Origin of the sequence: Neobacillus sp. KR4-4, assembly GCF_042136325.1 — a bacterium.
Lineage (GTDB): Bacteria > Bacillota > Bacilli > Bacillales > Cytobacillaceae > Neobacillus.
Genome location: NZ_JBHHJU010000045.1, coordinates 1 through 13,599, shown reverse-complemented (window position 1 = coordinate 13,599; position 13,599 = coordinate 1). Strand labels below are relative to the sequence as shown.

The 13,599-nt window shown below is 38.4% G+C and carries 11 protein-coding genes; 2 read left to right on the top strand and 9 right to left on the bottom strand.

Annotated features, from left to right (window positions below; all coding sequences use genetic code 11):
- Positions 1-267: 267 nt before the first annotated feature.
- The 8 genes from rlmD to cax all read right to left on the bottom strand — a co-directional run bounded on the left by rlmD (position 268) and on the right by cax (position 9,028).
- Positions 268-1,650, bottom strand: coding sequence for a 23S rRNA (uracil(1939)-C(5))-methyltransferase RlmD (gene rlmD, locus ACE198_RS26840; RefSeq protein ID WP_375377655.1), 1,383 nt, complete (start codon positions 1,648-1,650; stop codon positions 268-270).
- Positions 1,651-1,777: 127 nt separating this feature from the next.
- Positions 1,778-2,545, bottom strand: coding sequence for a delta-lactam-biosynthetic de-N-acetylase (gene pdaA / locus ACE198_RS26835; RefSeq protein ID WP_375377654.1), 768 nt, complete (start codon positions 2,543-2,545; stop codon positions 1,778-1,780).
- Positions 2,546-2,861: 316 nt separating this feature from the next.
- Positions 2,862-3,563, bottom strand: a complete 702-nt coding sequence (locus ACE198_RS26830) for a nuclease-related domain-containing protein (protein WP_375377670.1) — start codon at positions 3,561-3,563, stop codon at positions 2,862-2,864.
- Between the two features lie 476 nt (positions 3,564-4,039).
- Positions 4,040-5,584 (bottom strand): fumarate hydratase, encoded by a 1,545-nt coding sequence (locus ACE198_RS26825; RefSeq protein WP_285851076.1) that lies wholly within the window; start codon positions 5,582-5,584, stop codon positions 4,040-4,042.
- Between the two features lie 187 nt (positions 5,585-5,771).
- Entirely contained in the window at positions 5,772-5,969 is a 198-nt protein-coding gene (locus ACE198_RS26820; RefSeq protein WP_066251284.1) for an SE1561 family protein, read from the bottom strand.
- 123 nt (positions 5,970-6,092) lie between these two features.
- Entirely contained in the window at positions 6,093-6,863 is a 771-nt protein-coding gene (locus tag ACE198_RS26815; protein ID WP_375377669.1) for a YfkD famly protein, read from the bottom strand.
- Between the two features lie 125 nt (positions 6,864-6,988).
- Entirely contained in the window at positions 6,989-7,606 is a 618-nt protein-coding gene (locus ACE198_RS26810) for a YczE/YyaS/YitT family protein (RefSeq protein WP_375377653.1), read from the bottom strand.
- A gap of 378 nt (positions 7,607-7,984) precedes the next feature.
- A complete protein-coding gene (gene cax / locus ACE198_RS26805) occupies positions 7,985-9,028 on the bottom strand; it encodes a calcium/proton exchanger (RefSeq protein WP_251459420.1) in 1,044 nt (347 codons plus the stop codon).
- Positions 9,029-9,240: 212 nt separating this feature from the next.
- On the opposite strand from cax, the gene ACE198_RS26800 reads away from it, so the two are divergent.
- Both ACE198_RS26800 and ACE198_RS26795 read left to right on the top strand, forming a co-directional pair.
- Positions 9,241-10,419, top strand: a complete 1,179-nt coding sequence (locus tag ACE198_RS26800; protein ID WP_375377652.1) for an MFS transporter — start codon at positions 9,241-9,243, stop codon at positions 10,417-10,419.
- A gap of 173 nt (positions 10,420-10,592) precedes the next feature.
- Positions 10,593-12,506 (top strand): heavy metal translocating P-type ATPase, encoded by a 1,914-nt coding sequence (locus ACE198_RS26795; protein ID WP_375377651.1) that lies wholly within the window; start codon positions 10,593-10,595, stop codon positions 12,504-12,506.
- 56 nt (positions 12,507-12,562) lie between these two features.
- Here ACE198_RS26795 and ACE198_RS26790 read toward each other — a convergent pair.
- A partial coding sequence (locus tag ACE198_RS26790; protein ID WP_375377650.1) for an IS1182 family transposase occupies positions 12,563-13,599 on the bottom strand: 1,037 nt, incomplete at its 5' end.

Here is a 13,599-nt window from a genome sequence, read left to right as displayed (position 1 = left end):
AAATTCTAACTTTTTTAGAAAAGGTTATATATATTTAGAACTTTTTCAATAACAAACTTCCCAGGATAATTAGTAGTAGATTGTTCCACTTTTTTATGAGGTGACAGGCACAGGGCATAAGAGATAAAGGAAATACGAAGAGCAAAAGCAACCGAATGGCTGCCTGAGAGAAATATTGAAAAAAGCCCGGATTCGTATTGGAACAAACCCGGGTTGGTATGGAGTCAGGAAAATGTTTATTTTAGTTCGGAAGAGTTAATTTTTGGGTTACCTTTTTAAAACCAGCAGTGAACAGCACTCCACATGGCTCGTATGCGGGAACATGTCCACTGGCTGGATATATTTTACTTCATATTTAGCACTTAACGTTTGAATGTCCTTCGCCAATGTTGAAGGATTACATGAGATGTAAATGAGCTTTTTTGGTTCTGCTTGGAGGATAGTTTGGATTAACTGCCCCTCAAGACCCGTTCTCGGTGGATCAACGACAATGACATCGGGCTTCCAACCCTTTTTGACCCATTTCGGCAGAACTTCTTCCGCCTTTCCAGGTACATATTTTGTATTAGTCAATCCATGCCGCTTTGCGTTTTTCTTTGCGTCCTCAATCGATTCTGGGATGACATCCATTCCACGAACTTCTCCTGCCTGATCGGCGAGCCATAACCCAATGGTTCCCACTCCACAATAGGCATCTACTACTTTTTCTTGACCAGTCAGCGCAGCTGCTTTTTTCACTTCATTATAAAGCTTAACCGTCTGAACAGGGTTTAATTGGAAGAAAGTCCTTGCAGAAAGCTCAAATTGAAGGTCTCCTAGTGTTTCTTGGATAAACTCTTCACCCGCTAACGGAAGTGTTTCCTCACCAAAAATAAGGGAGGTTTTTTGGCCATTGATGTTCTGAACAATTGATTTCACATTTGGTAGACGTTTTTGAATTTCTTGAATGATGATGTCCACTTTTGGTAATTCTTTTTGAGTTGTGATTAGGACTATTTGTAGTTCGCCTGTTTGAATGCCAACCCGAGTAACAATGGTTCGAACAATTCCTTTTCTGGACTTTTCATTATAAATAGGAATTTTTAATTCCTCTAAAATCCGTTTAACCGCAGATGTTGCTTCATTTGTTTGTGAGTGCTGCACAGCACATTCCTCAATATTAATCAATTGATGGGAATTAAGGCCATAAAGCCCCGCAAGGACCTTTCCATCCATTGCCTTCACTTGAAAACTGCTCTTATTTCGATATCTCCATGGGTCTTCCATTCCAATCGTTTCTCGGATATCCAGTTTGCTAGTGTCTACTTTGGTATGGCGTTCTAGGGATTGGATGACAATATCACGTTTTTCCTTTAACTGTTGATCATATTTCAAGTGCTGCAATTGACATCCTCCACATTGATCATAAACCGGACACAGCGGCAGAACACGATGCGGGGATTTAATACGAATTTTTTTGATTTTTGCTTCAGCAAATTTCGGGCTAATCTTCGTCGCCTCTACGACCACTTCTTCACCAGGAAGTGCACCGGGCACAAAAACAACCTGTTTTTTAAAATAACCGACACCTTCCCCATTAATACCGAGCCGTTTAATCGTAAGCGGAAAGGTTTGCTTCAGTTCAATTTTAATATTTTGATCAGTTTTCATCTATTTCACTCCATAATATTCCATAAATTCATATAGATCGTTTCATTTTAATTTCCCCGTATTATAGCATGATTCACACAGAAAAACCGAATTCCAAAAAGAAAATCGGTTTCTGTGGGTGATATATCTATTTTTTCTTCGGAAAATCATCAAGGCTTTTGAATTTGTAGCCTTTTTTCTTTAGATCCTGAATTGCCTTTTCAAGAGCATCGGCGTTGTCTTTTGAGACAGTGTGTAATAGTAAGATACAGCCTGGATGGACTTGCCTCATGATATTGTCGTAGGAATATTGCCAGCCCCTCTGCGAATTCACATTCCAATCGACGAAAGCGAGTGACCAGAATACATGCGTATAGCCCTCTTCATTAGCAATCTGCATCGTTCTTTCACTAAATACCCCCCGTGGCGGACGAAGGTATTTCATTTTTTTTTGACCTGTTAATTCTTTGGTTTTGACGCTGACCTTTTCGAGCTCTTCACGAATCCTTTGATCACTTACGGTTGTCAGGTCCGGGTGATGCCACGAATGGTTCCCGACAATATGCCCTTCTTTGACCATCCTTTTCACAATATCCCCTGCCGAAAGCAAATAATGCCCTGTCACAAAAAAAGTCGCAGGTACCTTTTCCCTTTTTAAAATATCAAGAATCTGAGGGGTATATCCTTGTTCATAACCGTTATCGAAAGTTAAGTATAACGTCTTTGAGTCTGGGTTACTTTTATAAAAAGCACCGTATTTTTCAATTAACTGATCAAGCTCAGCTCCTGCTTCTGCCGGCTGTTCATTTACCCCTTTTTTAAAGCCCCAATGGATCGGCTGATTGGATACAGCCGCATATGTACTCTGCGGTATAAATAAGAGCAGCATACTAAGGATGCACAATAATCTTTTCATCCATGTTCCCCCTATTTTATTTTTTTTAGTGTTTGTTATTAGGTGGAAAAACATGATTGGTTAAAATAGGAATTGTTGGTTGGTGGTAGATTCGTCCTCTTTTTATTCCTGTATAGGGAAGAGTTCTTTTAGGTATATTGGATGCGGTCGTTCTAGAGGAAGGCATGTTAAGAAATTTCCGTAATTCATGATTGGTAAATGAGGGTTTGATCAGAAGAAAGTAATCGTTAATACCATTAATGAAGGCTTCTTTTGAAAATAATAAACATTTAGGACATATCCATTTCGACCTTATATAATCCATAGGAATGTTTAATCACCTTGGGCATTGGACTCCCGAGATAAGTTCGTCTTCTGAAACCTGAAAATAATTAAGGATATCAATTTTTTGAGGTGTGTGTTGCGATAATAAAAGATTAATGATTTGATTAACGGTCTTTTTATTTAGCTTTTTTCCTGTGTGGGCCTCTTCTAATTCATCTACTTTCCTTAATAAATCATAGGCCCTTATGACTTTTTGCTCTGCTTCTTGGTATTCTTGATTGATAATTATTTCTGTAGAGGGTTTACAAACAGTAACAAGGTTTGCAATAGGAATCTGAGGTACTTTATCATACTCAAATGAATGTCTTAATAATATTTCATGGCGGTTTACTTGCGCTACTGGATTCTCATAGATGTCCCTGTTGTCTGCATATTCATGAATCATTTGTTTTTTTTCAAATCGCAGCATTCCTGAGTGGTTTTTTGCATCAATTATTATTATTAATTTTTGGGAAAGGAGTAGAGCATCAATCTGGAAATAGGTATTTCCTATAGGAAGACGAAGACCGTAAAAAATATGGTACTTGTGTACGGGAATTTGATCCAGATAGTATTTTAATGTTTTTTCTCCATTATATCCGGACCTTAAAATTCGTATTTTAGACTTTATTTCTGGCATTTTTCTATGATTTTCTGCTAGCCTTCTTTCTAAAGCATCCACTTGAAGCAAGAAATTAGGGGGTGCGAGTTCCATTTCAATCAAGATAAATCCTCCTTTGTATTTTTAGTATAACTTCAACAAGATATTTGGTAATCCTAGTCTTTTTTTATACTTGTTATGAAACTTTTGTGTCTGGTCGTCGCTTATGACATATTATCGGACTACTTTTTATCTATTTTTCGAAACTTACGACATATGCTGGATATTATTTGGAAATCAACTCAATATCCAGTTACTTATGACATATTTTTCAGCACTTATAACATATTATCGAACTCTTATCACCTATTTTTTGAAACTTACGACATTTGCTGGATATTATTTGGAAGTCAATTCAATATCCAGTTACTTATGACATATTTTTCAGCACTTATGACATCTTATCGGACTCTTATCACCCATTTTTCGAAACTTACGACATTTACTGGATATTATTTGGAAATCATCTCGTTTTTTTAGTTCATAAAAAAAATAAGCGCCCGTAACCCGAGCGCCTATCCCACAACTCTCTATTTAAAAACCGGCTCCTTAAACGCCGCTAACTTTTCTAATGAAGATTTATCTACGTCGGCGTGCAGGCTATTTCCGTGTGAGTCCATTGTCACTACTGCTGTGAAGCCCTCTACACGAAGGTGCCACATTGCTTCTGGAATACCAAATTGCATTAAATCGACACCTTCAACTGATTTGATGCAATCTGCATAATATTGTGCAGCTCCGCCAATTGCATTTAGGTATACCCCGCCATGTTCTTCTAATGCAGCTAACGTCTTCGGTCCCATACCGCCTTTACCGATAACAGCGCGGATGCCGAATTTCTTCATAATATCACCTTGATAAGGTTCCTCACGAATGCTTGTTGTTGGACCTGCTGCCTTTACATGCCAAGCACCGGCTTCATCCTTCAACATAACCGGACCGCAATGATAAATCACTTGTCCATTTAAATCCACTGGTGCGTCATGATCGCTTAAATACTTATGAATTGCATCACGGCCAGTGTACATCATCCCATTAATCTGAACGACATCGCCTACTTTTAAAGAACGGATTTGTTCTTCAGATATTGGCGCCTCTAAGGTGATAACCCCTTCAGATGTAGCGGCTGTTTCCTGCACAGCTGCTTCTTTTTCAGCAAAATCAATGAATTCCCCGTCTTGATACATCCATTCGTTGATTTCACCAGTCTCCGCGTTTACACTCACACCTAAACGACGGAATGCCCAGCAATTGTAGGCAACAGAGACATAGAAACTTGCAGGAATGCGGTTCATGACGCCCACTTTACAGCCTAAAAGGGTGGCTTCACCACCGAAGCCCATTGTGCCGATTCCTAATTTATTTGCATTCTCCATTACATACTCTTCTAACTTACGAAGGTCTTCATTTGGGTTCACATCTTCCACAGAACGGAATAACTGTTCTTTCGCTAAATCGTATCCAGAAGAACGGTCGCCGCCAATACCAACACCGATAAAGCCAGCGCTGCAGCCTTGACCTTGAGCCTGGTAGACGGAATGCATAACGCACTTACGGATTCCATCAAGGTCACGCCCTGCACGGCCTAATCCGTCTAATTCACATGGAAGGCTGTATTGAATGTTTTTATTTTCACAACCGCCGCCTTTTAAAATCAGACGAACGTCGATATAATCTTTTTCCCATTGGTCAAATTTGATAACAGGCACGCCTGCACCAAGATTGTCCCCACTGTTTTCACCAGTTAAAGAATCGACTGAGTTCGGGCGGAGCTTCCCTTCTTTCGTTGCCAACACAATGGCATTACGAATTGCTTCTTTAATTTCTAATTGATTCACACCTACTGGCGTTTTAATTTTAAAGGTTGGTAAACCTGTGTCCTGACAGATGGGTGACACTTGATCGTCTGCCATCTTGATATTATTTGTGATTGTTGCTAGGCTCATTGCAGCACTTGTTCCCGCATTTTCATTTTCCTTAGCCCGTTTAACAGCTCTGCGGACATCCTTAGGAAGTTTTGTTGATGTTTCAACGACTAGCTTATACATGCTTTCTTGAAATTTAGAAATATTCAATTCGAGTACCCCTCTCCCCATGTTCCCCATTAATATTTTTCAATTTTACAATTTTTGCACGTTTATATTATACTCCTATAACCTATAGAATTAAAGGATTAGCTTGCAACCGCTGCCAGGTTATTCGTGGAAATCCCCCATGTAAATATTGGATTCACTATTTAACCCATTAAAAAGAGCCTGTTGATTAAACAGACTCACTCACTTCACGATTATTAAATTCTCTGCATTTTGATTCCATATCATCTAACATTGAAATTAAGCGGTCAATATCTTCAAGATCTGTATCTTCCGGATCGATCGCATCAAGGACATCAATGAACATGTTTAAGCGTTGTTTTAAAAAATTCACTTGTGTATTTTTATCTTCAATCGGGCTTCCCAAGTTGTTTCACTCCTTTCGCTAACGTTCTCATCCTATCGAAAAATGGGTGCTTTGACAATCGATTAATAATATTTTGCCCAATTTTTCAAAAAAGAAAAGACTCCTGCAACCAGGAGTCTGCTTTTATCGTGGTCGTTCTGAAGCTGCAAATCCAAAGGATACATAATCTTGAACTGGAATCCATGCGCCGATTCCTTGAGAGGTTACGTTTTTAATCACGATAAACTTTTTGCTGCCTTTTAGCATTAAATAGACTTCACCGTAGGTTACCTTACCTTTTTCATTCACACCTGGTGCATAGGCATATAAGTAGCCCAACCGGTTTGGAGGAATGTTATAAATATGATCGTTCTTCGTGCCGGCGCCAATAATCGTATCGAATGCCAGTGGAAGATGTGTTTTTTCCATTGCCTTTAAAAGCATCATTTTTTTCACGGCCTCAGCACTCGCGATTTTAGCGGTGAGCCCGCCTCTAATAATCTTCTGGGACTCCTGAACATATTTGATCTGATAGGGCACCTTGCCGCCGCGATTATCAAAATAATTGGTGTTTATCTTTTGAAACTCCCAGTTTGGGGAAGTTTCCGATGATTCGTAATTTAAGGGCCACTGACCTAAATAGACGATAGCACGATAGCCAATCGCAAAAGGTGTACTATTAATACTCGATTCATTTAGCATCCGAATTAGATCAGGGTTTTCGATTTTCACCTTTGATGAATTAATCAACTTTTTAGTTAAATCACTTGGTTGTAATAATGGCAGATCCTGTGTCGAATTTGGATAAGTATTCTCCTTGGTAATATTTCGGACCGAAGGTGGAACTTGATATTTAACCGAAACTTTTTGCGCTGGACCCTTATGTGCGAAGGCTGAGGGAATAAAAGTTAACATTAATAGCAGTGTCATCAAGATAGTGACATTTTTCTTCACGAGTTAAACTCCTTTCACTAATAGCATAATCAGTCTGCTAGTAGTTTTTTCGGAGTTGATTATTTTTATCCATCCTGTAAGTAATTTCAATATTTCGTCTGTAGATGCAACATTACTTTTTCAAAGTATGGAAAGAACAATTGGATCGCAGGTCCAACCGTGAATGTAATGATAATGGTACCGTATGAAATAGGTCCATGTAGTAAAAAGGCAGGAATCAATGCTGTAATCTCTCCAATGGTTTTTGCAGCCATTATATTTACTCGAAAGCGTTCTTTAATGGCTAACATAAAATTATCAATGGGACTTTGAGGGAATTTTGCTTGAATGTAGATAGCTGCACCAAATCCGATAATTAGGACTCCTACTAATAGCATGGCTATTTTAGTGATGAGATGATTGACTTGAAATAAATCAAATACAGTTCCCAGCCAAAAATCGACTAATGAACCGATAATTATAATTGTTAGAAGTGAAAGAAGATCAGGTCTTTTCTTTAATAAAAGTGAGACCACTATAATTAAAACAGCCCCGTCAATCATTACCCATTTACCTACAGATAAACCTACCTTTTCTGTTAGGGCTACATTAAGAGCATCCCATGCACCCACACCAATATCTGCTACTTCAATGGTCATACAAACACCAAAAGTCATAATAATAAGTCCAAAAATAAAAAATAAAAACCGAATGAATAATCTCATTAGTCGCTCCTTAAAAAGTAACATAAATGTAATATTCAGAACATTTACAAAATTAAAATTTAATAATATAATATACTTAACTTATCAACAAAGGAGGGCTGTAATCAATCTGCTTCCATTACTTATTATCCATAAGGAGGTTGGGATTCCCGTCTTATATGAGATTCAACACTTGTGTTCATGTATCTAAATAAACATGAAGGTTGGTGATTGATGTCCCAAAGAAAAGCGATTGATTTTTACCCTACTAAATGGTTATTTTATCATAATAGCCCAAGCTTGACGATTTACCCAGTACATTGAAGAATGGAAATGAACCTTAAATTTAATAATAAAGACTCTATGCCATCGGGCTTAGAGTCTTTATTTTTTACATTACTAGAGTAAATAAAAGCCAATTCCCATAATTAAATAGGCAGCGAGCAGTGTTAACCCCTCAAACCAATTGGATTCCCCATCGTTGGAGATTACAACCATAAGGAGCACCGATGACACCATCGCAATTAACTCTTGCCAGCTAAATAGCAATGGCATGGTGGTATCAAAGAAAAGTGAGGCAAGTACTAGAACAGGTAATACGAACATGGCCACCTGCAATGTAGATCCAATCGCAATTTCAACGGCAATGTCCATTTTGTTTTTAAATGCCATGACAACGGCAGATGCATGTTCTGCTGCATTCCCTACTATAGCTACGATAATGATACCGATAAACAATTCAGACCAACCAAGGGTTTCTCCTACATATTCAAACGTATGGACTAGGTGCTCGGAGATGTATGCGACTGCAATTGTAGCAATGAAAAGAACCGCTATGGCTCTCCCTTTCCCCCATTCTGGTTCTTCTTCCTCATGAGCGATATTTTTTTCTGTACTTGGATGGTATACGCCTCGATGGGTAACCAATTTAAAAAATAAGGCAGCCAGATAAAGGATGATCAAAATAACTGAAATCCCAATACTTAAGGAAAGAGTTTTTGTCTCATTCATATTAATCGAAAAAACTTCAGGGATTACAAAAGCAATGATAACCGCAAACATCAACAGTCCTGAATTATGCCTAGCATCGTAGACATTAAATGATTGACGCTTAAATTTTAAGCCCCCTATAAAGAACGAAAGGCCTGCCACAAGTAGTAAGTTTCCTAACACGGAACCTGTTAGCGAGGCGAGAACAATTCCAACAAGTCCGGCCTTCAACGAAAAGATTGAAATAATAAGTTCGACTGCATTTCCAAAGGTTGCATTTAACAGTCCGCCAATCCGCGGGCCCGCAACAATTGCTAGACTTTCGGTTGCCCTTCCCATATAACTGGCAAGTGCTACGATTGTTAAGCAGTAGATAATAAATAAAACAATATTTGACCAATGCATTAGTGAGCCAATAACGGACAGCGGCACTCCAATGAATGTCATAAGCATAAAAATCCTGTTCACGGTATTCCCTCCATGTTCTTAATATCTGACGAGGATATTTTCTCTTAAACTTTTCCTTTTGTTCCTTAATTTACCTAAACTCACCTCGAATGTCTAGGTTCGTAACTTTCTCTTGCATATAGGCGGTTTTCTCGTTACCATCATTTAGGAACTATATAATTTATATTGAATCAAACTTGTAGAATTGAGGAAGTTCTATGAAAAAAACGAATCTGCGATTTTGGATCCTTGTGAGTATCGTTGCGATTTCTGGATTTTCGCAAGGTATGTTATTGCCTTTAATTGCTGTAATTTTTGAAAAAAATGGGGTTTCACCTTCATTAAATGGATTAAATGCGACAGCACTTTATATTGGAATTCTTCTTGTGTCTCCTTTTATGGAAATGCCTCTCAGGAAATATGGTTATAAACCAGTGATTATTTATGGTGGAGGTCTCGTAATTATTTCGCTTGCACTCTTTCCTCTTTGGGAGACATTTTGGTTTTGGTTTATCCTCCGGTTGCTGATTGGAATAGGCGATCATTCACTTCATTTTGCCACACAGACATGGATTACATCATCCTCCCCGGCAGATAAGCGGGGACGAAATATTTCTTTATATGGATTATTTTTTGGAATTGGCTTTGCCAGTGGGCCATTAATGACACCATTAGTAAACGTAAATCAATCTCTGCCTTTTATTGTCTCCTCAATCCTTTGTTTTATTGGCTGGATTTTTGTATTTATGCTTAAAAACGAAAGACCTGAACAAGAAGTTGGTATCAATTCCTTCCTATCAACCATCAAACAGTTTAAGAAGGCTTTAAAATATGGATGGGTTGCTTTCCTTCCGCCATTTTCTTATGGATTTTTAGAATCCTCCCTAAACGGCAGTTTTCCTGTCTATGCATTAAGAATGGATATAAACGTCACCAATGTTTCCATGTTGTTGACTGCATTTGCCTCCGGCAGTATTATTACCTCACTACCTCTAGGAATTTTGAGTGATAAGTATGGCCGGCGTAATATTTTAATAACGATCCTTTTTCTTGGATTTTTTAGCTTTACTGCTGCAATCTTCCTTGAACACTCTTTTATTGGACTGTTTGTCGTTTTTCTTATTTCTGGAATGGTTGTTGGTTCAACTTTCTCTCTAGGTATCAGCTACATGACAGATTTGCTTCCAAAAACTCTACTTCCGACTGGAAATTTGTTATGCGGAATATTTTTCAGTCTCGGCAGTTTAAGCGGACCCATCATTGGAGGCTTGTTTATTAAGTTCATTGAAAATGTAAGTTTCTTCTATATCATTAGTACGATGCTCTTAACCTTATCTATTATCATCTTCACATTTGGTAAGAAGACTAATTTTGTATTTGAGCAACCAAGTTCATAACAGGATAATTATGGAGCAAAATCATATCTTATGCATAAAATATGTGGTAAGATAAAATAAATAGAAACATTATAAAGACCGTGCTGTCATCACTTTGATGACAGCTTTCGTATTTTTTAAGGGTATTGACTTTGATTATTCTTATCAATTAGCAATTGGAAGGGGGAAGAACATTGAGTTCCGAAGCAAAGGCGCTAACAAAAAGTGTAAACAAATTAGGATTCTTCGAAAAAATTAAACCACATGCAGAATTAATTGCAGCAGGCCTAAGCGGTGGCTTTATTGCAGCTGGCTGGTTATTTGACAAGTATGGAAATGGTGCTGATTCCATTATTGCTTACCTGCTGGCATTTGTAATTGGTGGTTTCGCCAAGGCAAAAGAAGGCATTGAGGCTACCTACGAAAATAAGGAATTAAACGTAGAAATGTTAATGATTTTTGCAGCAATTGGATCGGCCATAATTGGATACTGGACAGAGGGTGCCATGTTAATTTTTATTTTTGCCGTAAGTGGTGCACTCGAAACGTATACAATGAATAAAAGCCATAAAGAAATCTCCTCTTTAATGAAACTGCAGCCAGAAGAGGCTTTTCTCATCTCAGACGGCAGTGAAAAGAGAGTTCCTGTTTCAATGCTTCATATCGGAGATCTGATTTTAATAAAGCCCGGTGAGCGGATTCCATCTGACGGGATGATTATTAAAGGACAAACCAATATTGACGAGGCTGCTATTACTGGTGAGTCTATGCCAGTATCCAAAGGTGATAAAGAAGAGGTTTTTGCAGGAACTGTAAACATGACAGGATCCATTACTGTTCAAGTGACAAAAGCGAGCCATGACACTCTTTTTCAAAAGATTATTCAGCTCGTACAATCGGCTCAAAGCGAAAAATCTCCTTCACAACTTTTTATAGAACGCTTCGAAGGAACCTATGTTAAACTGGTCCTTTCTGTTGTGTTTTTGATGTTTTTTCTCCCCCACTTTATTTTAGGTTGGAGTTGGCAAGAATCCTTTTATCGAGCGATGATCTTATTGGTGGTTGCTTCACCATGTGCACTTGTTGCTTCCATCATGCCCGCAACATTATCGGCCATTTCCAATGGAGCGCGACGTGGAATCCTGGTAAAAGGCGGGATTCATCTAGAAAATTTAAGCCATTTGGGTGCCATTGCATTTGATAAAACCGGTACATTGACAAAAGGCAACCCAGAAGTGACGGAAGTGATTGTAAAGGATGGATTTGATAAGGATGCCCTGATTTGGAAGGCAGCTTCGATTGAAAGCCATTCTAACCATCCACTGGCAACGGCAATTGTGAAATATGTAAAATCAAACCTTAACAAAGAACTCCTTCATCCGGACAGTCTTGAAGATATACCAGGATGGGGTGTTAAGGCCACCATAAACGGGGAGAATTGGAAGATTGGTAAAGCAGCCTTTGTAAACCAAGAACTAATTGAAAAGTTTGCGGATGGAAAAATTAAAGAACTTGCTGCTCATGGAAATACACTTGTATTTATTGAAATCGACGGCGAGTTATGTGCAGTAATTGCCATGAAAGACGTTGTTCGTGAGGAGACTAAACTTGCGATTGATCACCTGAAAAAGCAAGGGATCCGTACGGTTATGTTGACTGGTGATAGTGAAAAAACGGCACGCGCAATTGCCTCAGAAAGTCATGTGGATGAATTTTTTGCGGAATGCTTACCAGAGGTAAAAGTCGAAAAATTGAAGAAGTTAAGAACAAAATATGAAACCGTAGCAATGGTGGGTGACGGAATCAATGATGCACCTGCACTTGCTATCGCCAATGTTGGTATTGCCATGGGTGGTGGAACTGACGTTGCTCTTGAAACCGCGGATATTGTCCTAATGAAAAATGATTTGCCTCGAATTGCTGAGGCCATTGATCTTTCTAAACGAATGAATAAAATCATTAAACAGAATGTTATTTTCTCGATAACTGTTATCATGGTCTTGATTTCGTCAAACTTCTTCCAAATCCTTGATTTGCCCTTTGGAGTCATTGGTCATGAAGGAAGTACAATCTTAGTTATTCTAAACAGCCTGCGATTACTTAAATAATACACAGCTGCTAGGCACTGGAGCAGGATTAAAAAACCGGATGAACATTCATCCGGTCAGATTGTAGACAAAAGGCATTCGAATGAGCTCATTCGAATGCCTTTTTTTGTTAATTTGCTCGTAAGAGCAAAATTTAGACCTATCCTATGCATATTTCTAGGCAATTTCTGCCTTTTCCATGTCCAGTTGGCCATCTTTTTCAAATTCATGGCAGCAAAAGTAAGCATCGCTTGCATGGACAATTTTTTTAGGCCTCTTAAGGTTGTCCAACGCATACCATGCTTTTCTTTAGCATCCGCAAAGACACGTTCAATCGTTTCTTTACGTCTTGCGTAAATGCTTTTATTCTCTTGTGTATGACGAAGATGGTCCGCTTCTTCTATGTAATGTTCCCACACATGCCGCTCAATCAATTTTTTATGTTCTTTACTTTGTGTGCATTCGGAAAGTAATGGGCAATTTTTACAATCAAGAGGATTAGAAAAGTATTGACGCTTTCCATTCTTCGTCGTCGTTGCATATTTCAGAATTTGTCCTTGCGGACAGATATAACAATCGTAGTATTCATCATAAACATACTCATGTTTTTTCATATAACCATCCTTTGTGCGTGGACGTGTATACGGTAATGCAGGAGTCATATCATTTTCAAAAACGAATTGAGCAATAGCAGGTGTTTTGTATCCAGCATCAGCAGCAACAGCTTCAGGTTTCCCTTGGTTTTGGATGACTTTCTCAAGTAGTGGCTCGAATATGACGCTATCATGGATATTCCCTGGTGTTACAATTGTGCCAAGGACAAAACCATTTCGATCTGAAGCTGCATGAAATGAGTATGCGAATTGTTTAGTTCGTTCGTCCTTTACGTAATAACCACTTTCTGGGTCAGTCGTACTTTCTTTAATTTCTTTTAATTCCTCTTTATCAAATTTATCGGGAGGAAATGGCTTTTTTCCGTGATCTTCACGGTCTTTATTAATCTCGTCTTGTAAACGTGCTTCATAAGCTTTCGATTCTTTTCGGACAACTTTCTTCTCGAATTTACGCTTATTCGCACTTGCTTTAACATGTGTGGAATCAATAAATACGTGTT